Annotated in this window: 16 protein-coding genes; 11 read left to right on the top strand and 5 right to left on the bottom strand. The window is 73.9% G+C overall.

Going from position 1 to position 19,821, the window contains the following annotated elements:
* Positions 1-70 precede the first annotated feature (70 nt).
* Positions 71-457 (bottom strand): ribonuclease domain-containing protein, encoded by a 387-nt coding sequence (locus tag ACZ7KF_RS00260; RefSeq protein WP_471067569.1) that lies wholly within the window; start codon positions 455-457, stop codon positions 71-73.
* Between the two features lie 95 nt (positions 458-552).
* A complete protein-coding gene (locus ACZ7KF_RS00255) occupies positions 553-753 on the bottom strand; it encodes a hypothetical protein (RefSeq protein WP_471067567.1) in 201 nt (66 codons plus the stop codon).
* 199 nt (positions 754-952) lie between these two features.
* On the opposite strand from ACZ7KF_RS00255, the gene ACZ7KF_RS00250 reads away from it, so the two are divergent.
* Both ACZ7KF_RS00250 and ACZ7KF_RS00245 read left to right on the top strand, forming a co-directional pair.
* On the top strand, positions 953-2,215 hold the full coding sequence (locus ACZ7KF_RS00250) for a sensor histidine kinase (protein WP_471067565.1): 1,263 nt from the start codon (positions 953-955) through the stop codon (positions 2,213-2,215).
* Between the two features lie 319 nt (positions 2,216-2,534).
* Complete coding sequence (locus ACZ7KF_RS00245; protein WP_471067563.1) at positions 2,535-3,218, top strand: response regulator; 684 nt, start codon at positions 2,535-2,537, stop codon at positions 3,216-3,218.
* A 69-nt stretch (positions 3,219-3,287) separates the two neighbouring features.
* On the opposite strand, the gene ACZ7KF_RS00240 is transcribed toward ACZ7KF_RS00245, so the two are convergent.
* Positions 3,288-4,310 carry a Gfo/Idh/MocA family protein gene (locus ACZ7KF_RS00240; protein ID WP_471067560.1) on the bottom strand — a complete coding sequence of 341 codons (1,023 nt, stop codon included), beginning with the start codon at positions 4,308-4,310 and terminating at the stop codon, positions 3,288-3,290.
* 130 nt (positions 4,311-4,440) lie between these two features.
* On the opposite strand from ACZ7KF_RS00240, the gene ACZ7KF_RS00235 reads away from it, so the two are divergent.
* From ACZ7KF_RS00235 to ACZ7KF_RS00195, 9 genes are all read left to right on the top strand, one after another.
* Entirely contained in the window at positions 4,441-5,178 is a 738-nt protein-coding gene (locus tag ACZ7KF_RS00235; RefSeq protein WP_471069544.1) for a GntR family transcriptional regulator, read from the top strand.
* Positions 5,179-5,379: 201 nt separating this feature from the next.
* Positions 5,380-6,384: a sugar ABC transporter substrate-binding protein gene (locus tag ACZ7KF_RS00230; RefSeq protein ID WP_471067558.1), complete on the top strand. Its 1,005-nt coding sequence runs from the start codon at positions 5,380-5,382 to the stop codon at positions 6,382-6,384.
* Complete coding sequence (locus ACZ7KF_RS00225; protein ID WP_471067555.1) at positions 6,381-7,460, top strand: ABC transporter permease; 1,080 nt, start codon at positions 6,381-6,383, stop codon at positions 7,458-7,460. Before ACZ7KF_RS00230 ends, ACZ7KF_RS00225 begins: the two co-directional genes overlap by 4 nt.
* Entirely contained in the window at positions 7,457-8,248 is a 792-nt protein-coding gene (locus ACZ7KF_RS00220; RefSeq protein WP_471067553.1) for an ATP-binding cassette domain-containing protein, read from the top strand. The genes ACZ7KF_RS00225 and ACZ7KF_RS00220 overlap by 4 nt, the downstream gene beginning before the upstream one ends.
* Positions 8,249-8,388: 140 nt before the next feature.
* The gene (locus tag ACZ7KF_RS00215; RefSeq protein ID WP_471067550.1) at positions 8,389-9,534 is read left to right on the top strand and encodes an ROK family glucokinase; all 1,146 of its coding nucleotides are present in this window, start codon (positions 8,389-8,391) and stop codon (positions 9,532-9,534) included.
* Positions 9,531-10,112 carry a sugar kinase gene (locus ACZ7KF_RS00210; protein WP_471067548.1) on the top strand — a complete coding sequence of 194 codons (582 nt, stop codon included), beginning with the start codon at positions 9,531-9,533 and terminating at the stop codon, positions 10,110-10,112. Before ACZ7KF_RS00215 ends, ACZ7KF_RS00210 begins: the two co-directional genes overlap by 4 nt.
* Before the next feature lie 97 nt (positions 10,113-10,209).
* On the top strand, positions 10,210-13,059 hold the full coding sequence (locus ACZ7KF_RS00205) for a DEAD/DEAH box helicase (protein WP_471067546.1): 2,850 nt from the start codon (positions 10,210-10,212) through the stop codon (positions 13,057-13,059).
* Positions 13,060-13,592: 533 nt separating this feature from the next.
* Positions 13,593-15,359: an SWIM zinc finger family protein gene (locus tag ACZ7KF_RS00200; protein WP_471069543.1), complete on the top strand. Its 1,767-nt coding sequence runs from the start codon at positions 13,593-13,595 to the stop codon at positions 15,357-15,359.
* Positions 15,360-15,680: 321 nt separating this feature from the next.
* Positions 15,681-16,943: a sulfite oxidase gene (locus tag ACZ7KF_RS00195; protein ID WP_471067543.1), complete on the top strand. Its 1,263-nt coding sequence runs from the start codon at positions 15,681-15,683 to the stop codon at positions 16,941-16,943.
* A 265-nt stretch (positions 16,944-17,208) separates the two neighbouring features.
* On the opposite strand, the gene ACZ7KF_RS00190 is transcribed toward ACZ7KF_RS00195, so the two are convergent.
* Together ACZ7KF_RS00190 and ACZ7KF_RS00185 are read right to left on the bottom strand one after the other, a co-directional pair.
* Positions 17,209-18,417: an LLM class flavin-dependent oxidoreductase gene (locus ACZ7KF_RS00190; protein WP_471067540.1), complete on the bottom strand. Its 1,209-nt coding sequence runs from the start codon at positions 18,415-18,417 to the stop codon at positions 17,209-17,211.
* Positions 18,414-19,778, bottom strand: a complete 1,365-nt coding sequence (locus ACZ7KF_RS00185; protein WP_471067537.1) for an NtaA/DmoA family FMN-dependent monooxygenase — start codon at positions 19,776-19,778, stop codon at positions 18,414-18,416. The genes ACZ7KF_RS00190 and ACZ7KF_RS00185 overlap by 4 nt, the downstream gene beginning before the upstream one ends.
* Positions 19,779-19,821: the final 43 nt, after the last annotated feature.

The following is a 19,821-nucleotide window of genomic DNA, read 5'->3' as shown; positions in this document are numbered from 1 at the left end:
CCGGTGCGCGGACGCCAGGAGGCCCGGCGCACCGTGCGCCGGGCCTCCAGGTGTGGGGGGATGCCGGATGTCAGCAGTCGAAGTCGATGAGATCGAACGTCGCGTAGTGGTCGGAGGTGTAGTAGTCCTCCTCGTACTGCTTGCCCGTGATGATCCGGCGTGCGCCGCGCGTGGAGGAGCCCGGCGTCTTCACGGTGTACTCGTGGTAGTAGGCGGAGGTCTGCCGGGGGAGGACGCCTTCGCGGTTCTGGAAGACGGTGCCGTCCTGCGAGTACGGGTACGGGCCGCCCTGGGCGATCAGGCCGAGCGTGTCGTGCGCCTGGGACGGCAGGTCGCCGTAGCAGATGTCGCCGACCGCGGCGGCCGCCGGGGTGGCGGTGACGGTGCCGCCGACGAGGAGTGCGGACAGGACGGCGGCCGCGGCGCCGATACGGGTGATGCGTGGGGGGAATCTCATGGCGCCATGATGACGCGCGTAGAGGATGGCATGTCAATGACAATCCGGAAGATTCTCCCGGCAAGTCCGATGAGTTTTCGGGAAGTTAACCTCGCTCAGCCGGGCCCCTGGCTCTCCGCCACGGCGAACAGCGCGAACGCGAGGACCACGAGCGCCACGCTCGCGTAGATCCCGTAGCCGTCGAGGAAGCCGAGCCGCTGGACGAGACCCACGTGCCAGTCGGTGAGCTCGTGCACCAGCCCCAGCGCGCCCTGCACCAGGGCGATGAACCCGAGAAGTTCCCGTACCTGTTTCACGGTACGACTCTCGCCCGGCGGCATCCTTGCGCGCGTCGGCCACCGGGCGCCCGCACGGCGCCGAAAGTCGGCGCCCGCGCCGGCGGGCGGCACCCGAAGTCGACAGCGGTGCGACTTTGGTCGCTGACCCCGGGCGTTCGGTCGGCGATCCCGGGCGGGGGCGGCGCCGGGGAGCGGTCCGTGCGTAGATTGGCCGACCGTGACCAATGACGAGCAGGCGCGGGCGCCGAAGGAGTTCGCGGGCCGCCGGTGGCTGTTCCCCTCCGCCCTCATCCACGAGCTGGACCCGGACGCCGGGGCCGCGGGCCGCCGGCCGAGACGCACGGCGCGCGACTGGGTCGTCGACTTCTCCTGCTTCCTCCTGGCGGTCGGCCTCGGACTGGCCGCCGCCGTGACGCTGGCCCGCGAACCCGGGCTGCCGGGTCCCCTGGCCGTCCTCGACCAGGTCCTGGGCGCCCTCGCCTGCGCGGCGCTCTGGCTGCGGCGCCGGTGGCCGGTCGGCCTCGCCGTCGCCCTGGTCCCGGTCGGCTTCCTGTCCAACTCGGCGGGCGGCGCGGAGCTGGTCGTCCTGTTCACCCTCACCGTGCACCGGCCCTTCCGGTACGTCGCCTGGGTCGGTGGGGTCGAGCTCGCGCTGGTCCCGCTCTTCTACTGGCTGCGCCCCGACCCGGACATGCCGTACGCCGGGGTCGTCGCGTTCACCGCGCTGCTCACCGTGACGATCATCGGCTGGGGCATGTTCGTCCGCGCCAAGCGGATGCTGATGCTGAGTCTCCGGGACCGTGCCCACCGGGCGGAGACCGAGGCCCGGCTCCGCGCCGAGCAGGCCCAGCGGCTGGCCCGCGAGGCCATCGCCCGCGAGATGCACGACGTGCTCGCCCACCGGCTCACCCTGCTCAGCGTGCACGCGGGTGCCCTGGAGTTCCGGCCGGACGCGCCCCGCGAGGAGATCGCACGGGCCGCCGGGGTGATCCGGGAGAGCGCCCACGAGGCCCTCCAGGACCTGCGGGAGATCATCGGGGTGCTGCGGGCCGGCGAGTCCGACGAACCGTCCGGCGGGCGCCCCCAGCCCACGCTGGCCGGGCTGGACGCCCTCGTCGCCGAGTGCCGGGAGGCGGGGATGGAGGTCGCCCTCGACCACCGCGTCGCCGAACCGGCCGCCGTTCCCGCCTCCGTCGGCCGCACCGCCTACCGCATCGCCCAGGAGGCCCTGACCAACGCGCGCAAGCACGCCCCCGGCACCGAGGTCGTGGTCCGCCTCGCCGGGACCCCCGGCGACGGCCTGACCGTCACCGTCACCAACCCCGCCCCGCCCGCCGACGTCCCGCCCGTCCCCGGCTCCGGCCAGGGCCTGATCGGCCTCATCGAACGAGCCACCCTGGCGGGAGGCCGCCTGGAACACGAGGCCCGGCCCGACGGAGGCTTCGAGGTACGGGGCTGGCTGCCGTGGCCGCGGGGCTGAACGACAGGGCGGCCGAGGTGTGGGGTGCGCGGAAGGGCGCGGGGCGGGAGGTGCGGGGTGGAAGGGTGCGGGGCAGCGAGGTGTGGGGCGGCAGGGTGCGAGGTGCGAGGCAGCGAGGTGCGGGGCGGCGGGGTGCGGAGCAGAGAGGGGGGCGGGCGGGTGCGGGGCAGGAGGTGCGGGTGTCCGGGGGTCTCCGCACGTGCCCGCCCCCGCGTCCGCCGTGCCGGTCCCCGCACGCCCACCCCGCACGCGCCCGTGTGACCCCTCGGTCCTGACCGATTCCTCCGCCCCCGCTCCCCGCCCGTGATTACGTGACCCCATGACTGCGACGCCGATCAGACTCCTTCTCGTGGACGACGACCCCCTCGTACGCGCCGGGCTGGCGCTGATGATCGGCGGGGCCGGGGACATCGAGGTCGTCGGGGAGGCCGCCGACGGCGCGGAGGCCGAGGAGGCCGTGCGGCGGACGCGGCCGGACGTCGTCCTGATGGACCTCCGGATGCCGTCGGTCGACGGCATCACCGCGACCCGACGGCTGCGCGCGCGGCCGGACGCACCGCAGGTCGTGGTGCTCACCACCTTCCACGCCGACGAACAGGTCCTGCACGCCCTGCGCGCCGGTGCCGCCGGTTTCGTCCTCAAGGACACCCCGCCCGCCGCGATCGTCGACGCCGTGCGCCGGGTCGCCGCCGGCGATCCGGTCCTGTCGCCGACCGTCACCCGGCAGCTGATGCGGCACGCGGCCGGTACCGCCGCCGACACCCGGCAGACCCGCGCGCGGGAACGGCTCGCCGCCCTCAACGACCGCGAACGCGAGGTCGCCGTCGCGGTCGGCCGCGGACTCGCCAACGCCGGGATCGCCGCGGAGCTGTTCCTCAGCGTGGCCACCGTCAAGGCCCACGTCTCCCGCATCCTCGCCAAACTCGGCCTCGACAACCGGGTCCAGATCGCTCTGCTCGCCTACGACGCGGGGCTCCTGGAGGACGACGACGACGGGCGCTAGACGAACCGGGGACCGCCGGGACTCCTGGCCGGCTCCGCCGCCGGTGCGTCCGGCGGTTCCCGCTCGTTCTCAGCCGGACGACGGCTGCGCCCGGTCGGGGACCTCCGCGAGCGGTACCGGGCGGCGCTCCCGCCGGGAGATCTCGCACGCCTCCGCGATCCGCAGCGCCTGCAACGCCTCCCAGCCGTCGCACGGGTTGGCCCGCTCACCGCGCACCACCTGCACGAAGGTGTTCAGCTCGGCCTCGTAGGCCGGCCCGAACCGCTCCAGGAACCCCGTCCACGGTTTGTCCGCGGGCGGTGGCCCGGTCGGCTCGGTGGAGGCGAGGGGCGTACGGTCGTCCAGGCCCACCACCACCGTGTCGCGCTCCCCGGCCAGCTCCATGCGGACGTCGTAGCCGGCGCCGTTCAGCCGGGTCGCCGTCGCGGTGGCCAGGGTGCCGTCGTCCAGCGTGAGCAGCGCCGCGCCCGTGTCGACGTCCCCGGCCTCGCGGAACATGGCGGGACCGGCGTCGGAGCCGGTGGCGTACACGTCGGTCACCTCCCGGCCGGTCACCCAGCGCAGCACGTCGAAGTCGTGGATCAGCGTGTCCCGGAACAGCCCGCCGGACAGCGGCAGCCACTCCGCGGGGGGCGGGGACGCGTCGCAGGTCATGGCCCGTACGGTGTGCAGCCGGCCGAGCCGGCCCGTGCGGACGGCCTCGCGGGCGCCGGCGTACCCGGCGTCGAACCGCCGCTGGAACCCCATCTGCAGCACGGTCCCGGCCGTCTCCACCTCGGCGAGCGCGTGCAGGGTGCCCGGCAGATCGAGGGCGATGGGTTTCTCGCAGAAGACCGGGAGCCCCGAGCGGGCCGCCCGGCCGATCAGTTCCGCATGGGCGGCCGTCGCCGTGGTGATCACCACCGCGTCCACGCCCCATGTGAAGATCTCGTCGACGCCCGGCGCCACCGTCTCGCCCAGCCGGTGCGCCAGCGCCTGGGCCCGCGCCGGCTCCGCGTCCGTCAGGATCAGGGACCCGACCTCACGGTGACGGCTGAGCGTCCTCGCGTGAAGGGTGCCGATGCGGCCCGTACCGATGACCCCGATGCGCATGGAATCAAAGTGAGGGCGGACCCCGTACCCTGTCAATGGGTATGTCCGGACAACCGGACTACACAACTTCCCGTCAACCATGCACGGGGCTACGCTCGGGCCCGTGCCGAAACCAGATGTGGACCCGACCGTGTCGCTCGATCTCCGTGTGGACCGTAGCTCGCCGGTGCCCCTGTACTTCCAGCTCTCCCAGCAGCTGGAGGCCGCCATCGAGCAGGGCGGCCTCACCCCGGGCAGCCTGCTGGGCAACGAGATCGAGCTGGCCGCGCGGCTCGGTCTGTCCCGGCCGACCGTCCGGCAGGCCATCCAGTCCCTCGTCGACAAGGGGCTCCTCGTCAGGCGCCGGGGTGTGGGCACCCAGGTCGTGCACAGTCAGGTCAAGCGCCCGCTGGAACTGAGCAGCCTCTACGACGACCTGGAGGCGGCCGGCCAGCGCCCCGCGACCAAGGTGCTGGTCAACACGGTCGTCCCGGCCTCCGCCACGGTCGCCGCCGCGCTCGGTGTCACCGAGGGCGGTGACGTCCACCGCGTCGAGCGGCTCCGTCTCGCGCACGGCGAGCCGATGGCCTACCTGATCAACCACCTGCCGCCCGGCCTGCTCGATCTCGACACCGAGCAGCTGGAGGCGACGGGCCTGTACCGGCTGATGCGGTCCGCCGGGATCACCCTGCACAGCGCCCGCCAGTCCATCGGCGCCCGGGGCGCCACGGCCGCCGAGGCCGAGCGGCTCACCGAGACCGAAGGGGCCCCGCTGCTCACCATGCAGCGCACCACCTTCGACGACACCGGCCGCGCGGTCGAGTTCGGCGACCACACCTACCGCCCGAGCCGCTACTCCTTCGAGTTCCAGCTGCTCGTCCGGCCCTGAGGGCACTCCGACCTTCGTCGCAATGTCCTGACAATGTGACCGGTCTGCGGTCCCCCGGTCGTGTCATGCGCGTTCCCCGTGTCCGATACTGAAGTGTTTGGGGCTGGTGAGGTCGCCGCCGGGACACACCCACGGTGAGGTCGCCCGCCCCTTACGCACGTCGGAGCAGAGCAAGAGCACAGCGAGAAGGGGCACGGCCTCGTGGCACGGTTTCGGACCTGGGTAGGCATAGCGCTGGCGGGGGCACTCTCCGTGTCCCTGGCTGCGTGCAGCAGCACCGGAGGCAAGCGGGCGGAGGACGCCCGCAAGGCCGCCGCCGCCCAGGGGCGGGCGGCGGTGAACACCCCCCGCTGGACCTTCGCGATGATCACCCACTCGGGAGACGGCGACACCTTCTGGGACATCGTCCAGAGCGGCGCCAAGCAGGCCGCCCTCAAGGACAACATCAAGTTCCTGTACTCCCACGACGACGAGGCCCAGCAGCAGGCACAGCTGGTGGACGCGGCCGTCGACAAGAAGGTCGACGGCATCATCGTCACCCTCGCCAAGCCGGACGCCATGAAGGCCGCCGTGGCCCGCGCCGAGAAGGCCGGCATCCCGGTGATCACGGTGAACTCCGGCTCCGCGGAGTCCAAGGACTTCGGTGCCCTCACCCACATCGGCCAGGACGAGACCATCGCGGGCGAGGCGGTCGGCGACGAGCTGAACATGCGCGGGAAGAAGAAGGCCCTGTGCGTGCTGCACGAGCAGGGCAACGTGGGCCACGAGCAGCGCTGCGACGGCGTCGCCGAGACCTTCCGCGGCACGCTGCGCAAGCTTTACGTCAACGGCACCAACATGCCCGACGTGCAGTCCGCGATCGAGGCCAAGCTGCAGGCCGACCGGTCCATCGACTCCGTCGTCACCCTCGGCGCGCCCTACGCCGACACCGCGGTGAAGGCGAGGACGGACGCGGGCAGCAAGGCCGAGATCGACACCTTCGACCTCAACGCCAAGGTCGCCGCGGCGCTCAAGGCCGGCACCCTCGGCTTCGCCGTGGACCAGCAGCCGTACCTCCAGGGCTATCAGGCCGTCGACCTGCTGTGGCTGTACAAGTACAACGGCGACGTCCTCGGCGGCGGCAAGCCCGTGCTGACCGGCCCCCAGATCATCACCCGGGACCAGGCGTCCGCGCTGGCGGAGTACACCGAGCGGGGCACCCGATGACCGCCACCGTGGAACGCACCGGCGACGAGGCGGCCGAGCCGGCGGGAGCCGGCCAGACGGCCGACGAAAGGATTCTGCGGACCTCGTCGCTGCGGAAGCTGCTCGCCCGCCCGGAACTGGGCTCGGTCGTCGGCGCCCTCGCCGTCTTCCTGTTCTTCGCCTTCGCCGCCGACGGCTTCCTGCACGCCTCCAGCCTCAGCACGGTCCTGTACGCCTCGTCGACCATCGGCATCATGGCCGTACCCGTGGCCCTGCTGATGATCGGCGGCGAGTTCGACCTCTCGGCGGGCGTCCTGGTGACGTCCTCGGCGCTGGTCTCCTCGATGTTCAGCTATCAGATGACGGCGAACGCCTGGGTCGGCGTCGGCGTGTCCCTCCTGGTCACCCTCGCCGTCGGCGCCTTCAACGGCTTCGTGCTCACCCGCACCAAGCTGCCCAGCTTCATCGTCACGCTCGGCACCTTCCTGATGCTGACCGGCATGAACCTCGGCTTCACCAAGCTGATCGACGGCACCGTCTCCACCAAGACCATCGGCGACATGGAGGGCTTTCCCAGCGCCCACGCCGTCTTCGCCTCGACGCTCGGCCTGGGCGGCGTCGACGTCAAGGTCACCATCCTGTGGTGGCTCGGCCTGGTCGCCCTGGCCTCCTGGATCCTGCTCCGCACCCGCACCGGCAACTGGATCTTCGCCGTCGGCGGCAACGAGGACGCGGCCCGCGCGGTGGGCGTCCCCGTCGCCAAGACCAAGATCGGCCTCTACATGGGCGTCGCGTTCGGCGCCTGGATCTCCGGCCAGCACCTGCTGTTCTCCTTCGACGCCGTCCAGTCCGGCGAAGGCGTCGGCAACGAGCTGATCTACATCATCGCGGCCGTCATCGGCGGCTGCCTGATCACCGGTGGCCACGGCAGCGCGGTCGGCTCGGCCGTGGGCGCGCTCCTGTTCGGCATGACCAGCAAGGGCATCGTCTTCGCCGAGTGGAACCCCGACTGGTTCAAGTTCTTCCTCGGAGCGATGCTGCTCCTCGCGACCCTGCTCAACACCTGGGTCCGCAAGCGCGCGGAGGCCGTGAAATGACCGAGACCGAGAAGCGTACGGCCCTGGTGGAGCTGTCCGGCGTCGGCAAGCGCTACGGCAACGTCCGCGCCCTGGAGGGCGTCTGCCTGGAGGTTCACGCCGGGGAGATCACCTGCGTCCTCGGCGACAACGGCGCCGGCAAGTCGACGCTGATCAAGACGATCGCGGGACTGCACCGGCACGACGCCGGCACCCTGCGCATCGAGGGCGAGGAGACCCGCCTCGCCTCCCCGCGCGAGGCCCTGGACCGGGGCATCGCCACGGTCTACCAGGACCTGGCCGTCGTCCCCCTGATGCCGGTCTGGCGCAACTTCTTCCTCGGCTCCGAGCCCCGCACCGGCGTCGGCCCCTTCAAGCGCCTCGACACCGACCTCATGCGCCGCACCACCCGCGAGGCGCTGCTGCGCATGGGCATCGACCTGCGGGACGTCGACCAGCCCATCGGCACCCTCTCCGGCGGCGAACGTCAGTGCGTGGCGATCGCTCGTGCGGTCCATTTCGGCGCGAAGGTCCTGATCCTCGACGAGCCGACGGCAGCACTCGGAGTGAAGCAGTCCGGTGTGGTCCTCAAATATGTCGCCGCGGCACGGGACGAGGGCCTGGGCGTTGTCTTGATCACCCACAATCCGCATCACGCGTACCTGGTGGGCGACAGGTTCGTGCTCCTGAGGCGGGGCACGATGGTGGGACATCACACACGGGACGACATCAGCCTGGACGAGCTGACCCGGCAGATGGCCGGCGGGTCCGACCTGGACGCTCTGCGTCACGAACTGCGGCGCGGCTGAGAGACGCGGGGCCGCATCCACCTGCGGCTCCGCCACGAGGCGCGCGCAGCCACGCCGCACGCCGCCCCCCGGCACTGCTGGCGCGCCCCGCCCGTGCCCCGTACGGCACCCCTACCGGCGGTGAGGCAGAATCGAGCGCGATGAGCACCTACCGCGACCTCACGGCCCCCATCGGCTCCCGCCGAGCCCCCGTCCTGCGAACGGTCGGTACCAGGGAACGCCGGTCCCACCTGACTGCCCCCCGTGTCCCCACCGTCGGCATCGACATCGGCGGCACCAAGGTCATGGCGGGCGTCGTGGACGCCGACGGCAACATCCTGGAGAAGCTCCGCGCGGAGACCCCGGACAAGTCCAAGAGCCCCAAGGTCGTCGAGGACACCATCGTCGAGCTGGTCCTGGACCTCTCCGACCGGCACGACGTGCACGCGGTCGGCATCGGCGCGGCCGGCTGGGTCGACGCCGACCGCAACCGCGTCCTCTTCGCCCCCCACCTGTCCTGGCGCAACGAACCCCTGCGCGACCGCCTCGCCGGCCGGCTCTCCGTCCCGGTCCTGGTGGACAACGACGCCAACACCGCCGCCTGGGCGGAATGGCGCTTCGGCGCAGGCCGCGGCGAGGACCACCTCGTCATGATCACCCTCGGTACCGGCATCGGCGGCGCCATCCTGGAGGACGGCCAGGTCAAACGGGGCAAGTTCGGCGTCGCCGGCGAGTTCGGCCACATGCAGGTCGTGCCCGGCGGCCACCGCTGCCCGTGCGGCAACCGCGGCTGCTGGGAGCAGTACAGCTCCGGCAACGCGCTGGTCCGTGAGGCCAAGGAGCTGGCCGCGGCGGACTCCCCGGTGGCCTACGGGATCATCGAGCACGTCAAGGGCAACGTCGACGACATCACCGGCCCGATGATCACCGAGCTGGCCCGCGAGGGCGACGCGATGTGCGTGGAGCTGCTCCAGGACATCGGCCAGTGGCTCGGCGTCGGCATCGCCAACCTCGCCGCCGCGCTCGACCCCTCCTGCTTCGTCATCGGCGGCGGGGTCTCGGCCGCCGACGACCTGCTCATCGGCCCTGCCCGGGACGCCTTCAAACGCCACCTCACCGGCCGCGGCTACCGCCCCGAGGCCCGCATCACCCGCGCCCAGCTCGGCCCCGAGGCGGGCATGGTGGGCGCCGCCGACCTGGCCCGGCTGGTCGCCCGCCGGTTCCGCCGGGCCAAGCGACGCCGGGTCGAGCGCCACGAGCGCTACGAGCGGTACGCCCAGTCCCGCCGCGACCGGGACACCGTATGACCCCGTCGCTGCCCCACCAGGGCGGCCCGCCGGACGAGCCGCACCGGCCCGCCGAGGACCCGCGGCACAAGGCCAGGCGCCGGGCGCTCACGCTGCTGATCATCGTCCTGCTCATCGGCGTGCCGGCCGGCTACCTGGTGATCTCCGCGAACCAGAGCCGCAACAGCGGCAAGGACAAGGAGGCGAAGTACTCGGCCACCGGCCTCACCGCCGGCTGGCCGTCCAAGGTGCAGCGCCGTCTCTACCAGGTGAGCGTCCCGCACCCCGCCGACGACATCGCCTACTACGAGACGAACAACTGGAAGACCAGCCGCCTCTACGTGCAGTTCCGCACCAACCCCGCGGGCCTGGACAGCTTCCTGGAGGCCATGGGCGTCCGGCGGGAACAGCTGAAGAAGGACGACATCGCCATCGGCGAGCGGGACCGGAAGGTCAGCGGCTGGACCTTCAGCGGGCCGGGCCCCTGGTGGGGCCTGACCCACGAGCAGAAGAACCCGGCGCCCACCCAGGACGTGGTCGTCAACCTGTCCGACCCCGCCCGGCCGATGGTGTTCGTGGTCTCCCGCACGGTCCCGTGACCTGCGGCCCCGACCGGGCCCCGGAGCCGGTTGTCAGACCCCGCCCGTAGAGTCGGAGACGTCTGATCCGACACACGGGCGGGAGGTGGCAGGACGTATGAGCGGCACGGCTGCGGTGGCCGAGCGCACGGGGGGTTCCCGGGAGACCGGGCACCCGGTCCCGGTGCGCCTCGCCTCCGTCTACCTGCCCGCGGCTCTGCCGCGCGAGGGCCGCCTCGCCTTCTGGGATCCCGACGGCGACCCGCTGCCCACCCCGGCCGCGGGCACGCCGCTGGAGCTGACGGTCGTACGCCGCCACGGCGCCGGGGTGCGCCGCCGCCAGGTGCCCGCGCTGACCCTGCCCCTGACCGAGGCCCTGCCGCTGCTGGTCCTCGCCCGCCGCGACCCCGCCGCCCACCCCGCCACCGCCTGCTGGGGCGCCGCCGCCCTGCACGCGCTGCGGCTCGTGGCCCGCGGCCGGCTGCTGCCCGGCCTGACCCCGGACGGCCACGACGCCTGGCGGGCCGGCCCTCTGGAGCCTGACGACATCGCCCACCTCCGCGCGATCGCCGCGGCCCTGCCCCCGGAGGGCCACGCCGCGCCCCTCCCCGGCCCGGGCGCGCTCCGGCTGCCGGAGCCGGAGGCCCTGGTCCGCTCCTTCCTGGACGCGGTCGCCGACACCCTGCCCCGCACCCCCGCGGCCCCCTACACCGTCGGCCGTCCCTTCGCCGGCCACGAACCGCACGCCCTGCCCGGGGCCCACGAGTGGGCGGCGGAGGTCGCCGCCGGCATGGACGCGGGCGTCCGGATCTCGCTCCGCCTGGACCTGTCCGCGTCCGACGTCTTCGACGCCGGCGCACACGACGGCGCCCGCGCCGCCGGAGCCGCCGTCGTACAGGTCCACAGCCTCGCCGACCCCACCCTGGTGGCCGACGCGGCGTCCCTGTGGGCGGGGGACGCCGACCCGGCGTTCGGGCCCCGCGCACGCGTGGACGCCGCCCTCGCCGTCCGGCGTGCCGCCCGGGTGTGGCCGCCCCTGGACCGCCTCGCCGAACAGGACGTGCCCGACGTCCTCGCCCTGTCCGAGGAGGAGCTGGGCGAACTGCTCGGCGTGGCGGCGAGCCGGCTGGCCGCCGCCGGGGTCGCCGTGCACTGGCCCCGCGACCTCGCCCGCGACCTGACCGCCACCGCGGTGGTCCGCCCGGCACCCGGCTCGGCGACCGACGGCACCGGCTTCTTCGAGAGCGAGGACCTGCTGCGGTTCCGCTGGCAGCTGGCGCTCGGCGGCGATCCGCTGGCCGAGGCCGAGATGGACGCCCTCGCCGAGGCCCACCGCCCGGTCGTCCGGCTCCGGGACCGCTGGGTGCTGGTGGACCCCGCGCTGGTCCGCAAGGCCCGCAGACGCGAACTGGGCCTGCTCGACCCGGTCGACGCCCTGTCCGTCGCCCTCACCGGCACCGCAGAGGTCGACGGCGAGACCGTCGAGGCCGTCCCCACCGGCGCCCTGGCCGCCCTCCGCGACCGTCTCACGGCGGGTCTGCACCCCGCCGAACCGCCCGCCGGGCTCGCCGCCACCCTCCGCGACTACCAGCTGCGCGGCCTGGCCTGGCTCGACCTGATGACCTCCCTCGGCCTCGGCGGCTGTCTCGCCGACGACATGGGGCTCGGCAAGACCGTCACCCTCATCGCCCTGCACCTGAAACGGGCCCGCACCGAGCCGACCCTCGTCGTCTGCCCCGCCTCCCTCCTCGGCAACTGGCAGCGGGAGATCACCCGGTTCGCGCCCGGCGTCCCCGTCCGCCGCTTCCACGGCCCCGAGCGCACCCTGGACGACGTCGGCGGCGGCTTCGTCCTCACCACCTACGGCACCATGCGCTCCGCCGCGACCCGCCTCGCCGAGCAGCCCTGGGGCATGGTCGTCGCCGACGAGGCCCAGCACGTGAAGAACCCCTACTCGGCCACCGCCAAGGCGCTGCGCACCATCCCGGCCCCCGCGCGCGTGGCGCTCACCGGCACCCCGGTGGAGAACAACCTCTCCGAACTGTGGGCCCTGCTCGACTGGACCACCCCCGGACTCCTCGGCCCGCTCAAGTCCTTCCGCGCCCGGCACGCCCGCGCGGTGGAGAACGGCGAGGACGAGGAGGCCGTGGAGCGCCTGTCCCGGCTGGTCCGGCCGTTCCTGCTGCGCCGCAGGAAGTCCGACCCCGGCATCGTCCCCGAGCTGCCGCCCAAGACCGAGACGGACCACCCGGTGCCGCTCACCCGGGAACAGGCCGCGCTGTACGAGGCGGTGGTGCGCGAGTCCATGCTGGCCATCGAGACCGCCGAGGGCATGGCGCGCCGGGGCCTGGTGCTGAAGCTGCTCGGTGCCCTGAAGCAGATCTGCGACCACCCGGCGCTGTATCTGAAGGAGGACGCGCGCGCCGACCGGCTCGCGGCCCGCTCCGGCAAACTCGCCCTCCTGGACGAGCTGCTGGACACCCTGCTCGCCGAGGACGGCTCGGCGCTCGTCTTCACCCAGTACGTCGGCATGGCCCGCCTCCTCACCGCCCACCTGTCCGCCCGCGCGATCCCGGTGGACCTGCTGCACGGCGGCACCCCGGTCCCCGAACGCGAGCGCATGGTCGACCGCTTCCAGAACGGCGAGACCCCCGTCCTCGTTCTCTCCCTGAAGGCCGCCGGCACCGGCCTGAACCTGACCCGCGCGGGCCATGTCGTCCACTTCGACCGCTGGTGGAACCCGGCCGTCGAGGAACAGGCCACCGACCGCGCCTACCGCATCGGCCAGACCCAGCCCGTCCAGGTCCACCGTCTGGTCACCGAGGGCACGGTGGAGGACCGCATCGCCGAGATGCTCGCCGCCAAGCGTGCCCTGGCCGACGCCATCCTCGGCTCCGGCGAGGCGGCTCTCACCGAACTGACGGACCGTGAGCTGTCCGACCTCGTCTCCCTGCGGAGGACGCCATGACCGGCACCGGCCGCCCCGGCGACGCCGCCCGTCGCGCCCTGCGGGCGGCCCGCGAGCGGGCCGAGGCACAGCGGGAGGGTACGGCCCGGCCGGCGGAGGGGCCGGTGTCCGAGCCGGCGCCGACGCCCACCGGGACCGCGACGGAAGACGCCGTCGAGTCGGCGACCGCGCACGCTGCCTCCGAGGCCGCGGGTGCGGAGCCGGAAGCCGATGCGCGGGGTTCGGACCCGGCTGCTGCGTCTGCTGCGTCTGCTGCGTCTGCTGCGTCTGGTGTTTCTGGTGTCTCTCGTGCGTTTGGTGCCTCCGGTGCTTCCCGTGGCGGGGGCGGGCGTCCCGCCGACGCGGCTCGGGAGGCACTGCGGGCGGCGCGGCGGGAAGCGCTGCGGGCGGAGGAGGCTCCACGCGAGCGGCGGGCGGCGGCACGTTCCGTTCCCGCGGCGCCGCGCACCTCCTCGGCGCCCGGGCAGGAGGCCCGGGCCGCCCGGGTCAAGGCCGTGCAGGAGATGCGGCACTACCTGGCGAACGCCTTCCGCATGCCCACGTGGACGGAGACCACCGGCGAACCGGAGGAGCCGGCCGACACCACGGCCATCCCCGCCGACCCGGCCGACACCACGGCCATCCCCGCCGACCCGGCCGCGTCGACGCCGCCGCCTGCTCCGTCGGCCCCCGGACGTCCGCCCGCGTCCCGGTCGGCCGCGCTCGCCACCTCATCGACGCCCTCGCCCGCAGCACCTTCGCCCGAGGAGCCCGCGCCCTCGGACGCCGCTCCTTCGTCCACGGCGTCCTCGACCACGCCCACGGCGTCCTCGCCCACGGTCTCGTCCCCGGCCCCCACCCCCGCCGACCCGGCCGCGTCGACGTCGTCGCCCACCCCCTCGTCCCCGGCGCCCACTGCGCCGTCCGCCGGGAGCGCCGCCTCACCGAGGTCGTCCACCCCCTGGCCCCCGGCCGTCCCGGGCTCCGCCTCGTCGGGCGCGGTGGTGGGGTCCGGTGGTGTGGAGCCGCGGGTGCCCGCCTCCATGGCCACGCCCCACCGCGATTCCGAACTGCGGCGCACCTTCCCGGCGTTCGCCGCCCGGGAGGGTGCCGGGGCGGACGGGGCGTTCGCCGGGACCTGGTGGGGGAACGCCTGGGTCGGGGCGCTGGAGCAGGGGGCGCTGGACGCCAAGCGGCTGGCGCGGGGGCGGGGGTACGCGGACCAGGGACACGTGGACGCGATCACCGTCACACCGGGACTCGTGCTGGCGTACGTGCGGGGCAGCCGCCCGCGTCCGTACCGCGTGCAGGTGCGGGTACGGACGCTGGAGGACGAGGACTGGGAGCGGTTCCTGGACGCGGCGGCCGACCGGCCGGGGCACATCGCGGCGCTGCTGGACAAGGAGTTGCCCCAGTCCCTCGCCGACTGCGGCGTGCCGCTGCTGCCCGGCCCCGGTGACCTCGGCCCCCGCTGCAGCTGCCCCGACTCCGGACACCCCTGCAAGCACGCGGCGGCTCTCTGCTACCAGACGGCCCGTCTGCTCGACGCCGACCCCTTCGTGCTGCTCCTGCTCCGCGGCCGGGGCGAGAAGGAGCTGCTCGACGCGCTGTCCCGGCGCAGTGCCGCGCGGGCGGCCCGTGCCGCGCGGGAACGGCAGTCGGGGACCCTGCCCGGCGTCCGCGCCGCCGAGGTTCTCGCCCCGCGTGAACTGCCACCGCTGCCCCCGCCGTTGCCGGCACCGTCGCATCCCGGGCAGCCCCCGGTGTACCCGTCGGCGCCCGGCGGTCCGGATCCCTTCGCGCTGGACCAGCTGGCGACCGACGCCGCCGCTCGCGCCCACGCCCTGCTCGGCACGGGACGCGACCCGGTCGGCGAGCTGAGCCTGTGGCAGGACGCGGTGCGCCTCGCGGCGGCCCGGCCCGGTTCGGGGCTGACCGCGGCCACGCGCACGCTGTACGCGTCACTCGCCGACGCCGTCGGCCGCACCCCGGCCGACCTCGCGCGAGCCGTCGCGGCCTGGCGGCAGGGCGGACCGGCCGGGCTGGCCGTCCTGGAGGAGCCGTGGGACCCGCCGGCCGGCCGTTTCGACCGGGCCCGCCCCCTGCTGCTCGCCGCCGACCTGCCGGCGTTCCGCCCCTGGCGCAACCGCCTCACCCACCCCCGCGCCCACGTCCAGCTGCGCCTCGGCCGCGACGGGCTGTGGTACGCCTACGAGTCGGAGCCCGGCCAGGACGACTGGTGGCCCCGCGGCACCCCGGACCTCGATCCGGTGGGCGCGCTCACCGGCATCGGCACGCCGGACGGCCTCGACGACCTCTGAGGAGCGCCTCCTCCCGGGCAACGCCCGCTGCCCGGGCGGGCGTTGCCGTCACACCGTCGCCATACTGTTTTCCTGCCGACCGTGCCCCGACCGACGTACGATGGCGCCCGTGATCCACAGCCGACGCGTCGTCCCCGCTCTTCCGCGGCCCCGCGTGCACGTCTCCCGCCGCTGTTGTTGATCCCCCCCTTTTTTCCTCCGTCTCGGCCGTGCGGTCGACGCCGTAGCAGCGTCGGTTCGTTCCCCTGAATCCGGATGCGGGTGCCCACCGCGCCCGTACGCCTCCCCGCCTCGACTCCCGCCCAGGAAAGGCAGGCCCCCATGCGTACCCCCGAGTCCGCCTACGACCGCCGCCGACTGCGTCAGTGGCTGGCCGGTGACGCCCGTGCCGAGGGGGTGTCCCGGCGGGACATGCTGCGGCTGCTCACCGCCGCCGGCCTCGCCGCCGGTGCCGTGCCGGCCGCGCTCGCCGCGCCCGCCGCCGCGTCCGTGTCGGCGGCGGCCGGTATCGTCAAGCCGCTGCCGGAGGAATGGTTCACCGTCCGCGGCACCAACGCCGAGACGAAGTTCGCCTCCCTCGCCGGCACCGGCTACCACACACCCGTGGACCACTTCTTCGTCCGCAACCACACGTCCACGCCCGTCCTGGACGCCGACGACTGGACGCTCACCGTGTGGGGCGACGGGCTCGCGTACGGCCGTGGCGCGGAGTTCACCCTCGCCGACCTCAAGAAGCTGCCCGTCGTCACCCGTACCGCGTTCGTCGAGTGCGCGGGCAACGGCCGCAGCTTCTTCACCGGCCAGCAGGGCCAGGCCGTCACCGGCACGGCGTGGACGCTCGGCGCGATCGGCACCGCGCGGTGGACGGGCGTGCGGCTGGCCGACGTACTGCGCAGGGCCGGCGTGAGCCGTCGCGCGGTCGATGTCATGCCGCGCGGACTCGATGCCGACTACGTCACCGCCGACGGCACCGACCTCGGCCGGGTCCGTCGTCCGCTGCCCCTGGCCAAGGCCATGGACGACGTCCTGCTGGCCTACGAGATGAACGGCGAGCCGCTGCCGTACGACCACGGCCACCCGGTCCGGGTGCTGGTGCCCTCGTGGATCGGCATCTCCTCGATCAAGTGGGTCGGCGACATCGAGGTGTCGGCCACACCGCTGTTCTCGCCGTGGAACACCGACTTCTACCGGTTGTTCGGCGACGCCTACCCGCCCGGCGGCAGCGCGCCGCTGACCCGGCAGACCGTCAAGAGCGCCTGGGAGCTGGTCTGGGACGCGACCCTGTCCGCCGGGGCCGGGCACCGGCTGACCGGCAGGTCCTGGTCCGGGGCCGGGGGAGTGGTCCGGGTCGATGTCAGCACCGACGGCGGGACCACCTGGCGGCGGGCCCGGCTGCACGACGCGCCGCGCCGTGACGGCTGGGTCCGCTGGTCCACCGACTGGCGTCCGCCCGCCCCGGGGCCGTACACCCTGCTGGCCCGCGCCACCGACACGGCGGGCCGGACCCAGCCGGACGCCACCGTCCCGAACACCCAGGGCTATCTGTTCGACGCGGTGGTCCGGCATCCGGTGCGGGTGGTGTGATTGGCCGTCAGTCCGCAGCGTCCGGCCGGGTCTTCCGGCCCCGCAAGCGGCAGCGGCTCGCCGCGACGGCCGACCAGGATCCCGTCCGCACCGCCCGGTGAGGCCCGCCGGCCACCGCGTGACCGGCCCCCCGCCGTACACCGCGTGACCGGCCCCCCGCCGGCCACCGGTTGACCGGCCTCCCCACCCCGCACCCCAGGCCAGGTGCGCACGGCGGCGCCGAGCCCCGGGGGGCGTCGCGGGGACGGCCGGTCACTTCCGTTCCTCAGCCCCTGCGCGCGTACCTGTTGCGGGGAACCGGCAGGCGCAGCCGGTCGCGGAGGGTCCCGGCCCCGTACTCGGTGCGGAAGGCGCCGCGCTGCCGCAGCTCCGGCACCAGCCGCCGGGTGATCGCGGTGAGGTCGTGCGGCACCGCACCGGGGCGCAGCCGGAAGCCGTCGAGCCCGGTGGTGCGCCAGTCGAGCAGCAGGTCGGCCAGCTCGCCCGGAGTGCCCGTGAAGATCGCGGCGTCCGAGGTGTACTCGGCGCCGTTCAGCGCGTCCAGGCGCTCCTTGCGGCGGGCGGCGGCGCCGGGCTCGTCGTCCAGGAAGACGACCAGCTCCGCGAACCGGCGCAGGGGCCGGTCCACCACGTCCCTGCCCGCTCCCTCGACGGCCTCGTCGACCTGCGCGAGGATCGCCTTGGCGCCCGCGCGGTCGAAGGGCGTGACGAAGACGACGTCACAGCCGCGTGCCGCGAACTCGTACGGCGTCGAGGCGTGCGCGACGCTCGCGATCACCGGCTGCCCCTGCGGCGGACGCGGTGTGATCGACGGGCCCCGGACGCTGAAGTACTCGCCCTCGAAGTCGATGTGGTGCAGCTTGTCGCGGTCGATGAAGCGGCCTGTGGCCGTGTCCCGTATCTCCGCGTCGTCCTCCCAGCTGTCCCACAACCGCCGGGTCACCTCCACCACCTCGGTGGCCTCCGCGAACAGCGGGCGCAGCCGCTTGGCGATCAACTCCGGGTCGCGGATGTCGTCGTCGGTCAGCTGCGGGGTCGAGCGGCGGCCGAAGTGGGCGGCGTCGGCGGCGCGCGGGGCGATCTGCGGGCGCCAGCCGGCCCGGCCCTTGGCGGCATGGTCGAGGGTGGCGATGCCCACGGCGACGTGGAACGGCTCGGTGTGGGTGACGTTGACGGTGGGGATCAGGCCGATGTGTGTGGTGAGCGGGGCGACGAAGGCCGCGATCAGCACCGCGTCCAGGCTGCCCCGGACCTGGTCGGTCCGGTCGTCGGGCCGGTGCGGCGCGGCCGACTGCATGCCGAGGGAGTCCTCGAAGGTGACGAAGTCGAGCAGCCCGCGTTCGGCCTCGGTGACCAGGTCCGCCCAGTACGCGGCGGTGAAGAGGGCGCCGGGGGTCTCCTGGGACCGCCAGGCCGCGGGGTGCCAGCCGGCGCCGTCGAGGGCGACGGCGAGATGCAGCGGGTGGTCGTTCACGATGCCTCCTTCGTGTCCCCGGAGGTGCGCTCGGTGCGCGGCAGCGGGGGCAGACCCAGGTGGTGCCGCAGGGTCGTGCCGGTGTAGTCCCGCCGTAGGACGCCCTTCTCCTGCAGCAGGGGCACCACCCGGTCGACGAAGTCGTCCAGGCCACCCGGCGTCAGATGCGCGGCGAACACGAAGCCGTCCGCGCCGCCGCTCTGCACGAAGTGGTCCACGGCGTCGGCGACGGTCCGCGGGCTGCCGACGAAGGTCTGCCCGCCGTGCACCTCGATGACCAGTTCACGGATGCTGAGCCCGCGTTCCTCGGCGAGGGCGCGCCAGCGCCGTGCGGTCTCCGCCCGGCCGGTGCGGAACACGGAATGCCCCTTCAGGACCAGCGACTCGGACTCCGGGTCGATGTCGGGCAGCGGCCCGTCCGGGTCGTACGCGGACAGGTCACGGCCCCAGACGGCCTCCAGGTGGGCGATCGCGGTCTGCGGGCTCACCTGGGCCCGGGTGATCTCGTCGGCGTACGCGGCGGCCTCGGCGTCGGTGTCGGCGACGACGACGGTGGCGGTCGGCATGATCCGCAGGTCGTCCGGGGAGCGGCCGTACCGGGCGAGACGGCCCTTGACGTCCTGGTAGAAGGCGCGGGCCTCGTCGAGGCGGTTGTACTTGCTGAAGACGACCTCGGCGTCCGACGCCGCGAACTCGCGGCCCGCGGCGGACTCCCCGGCCTGGATGATCACGGGATGCCCCTGCGGGCTGCGCGGGGTGGTGAAGCGTCCGGAGATGTCGAAGTGCTCGCCCCGGTGCGCGAACGCGCCGGCCCCGGAGCGGACGAACCGCCCGGACACCGGGTCGGCCCGCACGTCGTCGTCGGCCCAGCTGTCCCACAGCTCACGCGCGGTGGTCAGGAACTCGGCGGCGCGGGTGTAGCGGTCGGCCTCGGCCAGGAAGCCGCCGCGGCGGAAGTTCTCACCGGTGAAGGCGTCGAAGCTGGTCACCACGTTCCAGGCGGCCCGCCCGCCGCTGAGGTGGTCGAGGGTCGCGAGCCGGCGTGCCACCTCGAACGGCTCGTTGAACGTGGCGTTGACGGTGGCGGCGACCCCGAGGTGTGTGGTGACGGCGGCGACCGTGCTGAGCATGGTCAGGTTGTCCGGGCGGCCCACCACGTCCAGGTCGTAGAAGTGGCCCTTGTGCTCGCGGACCCGCAGTCCTTCGGCGAGGAAGAAGAAGTCGAACTTGCCGCGCTCCGCGGTCCGCGCGAGATGCACGAAGTTGTCGACGGCGATCTGGCTGGTGGAGCGCGGGTCCGACCAGACGGTGACGTTGTGGATGGCCGGCAGCTGCGCGGCCAGGTGGATCTGCTTCGTCATGCGCCGCTCACTCCGTCCGGGGCGAACGGGAAAAGGGCAGGGC

The sequence above is a fragment of the Streptomyces sp. NPDC038200 genome (assembly GCF_055600785.1).
The sequence above is the reverse complement of the archived record's forward strand: the minus strand, read 5'-3'. Positions and strand labels throughout refer to the sequence as shown.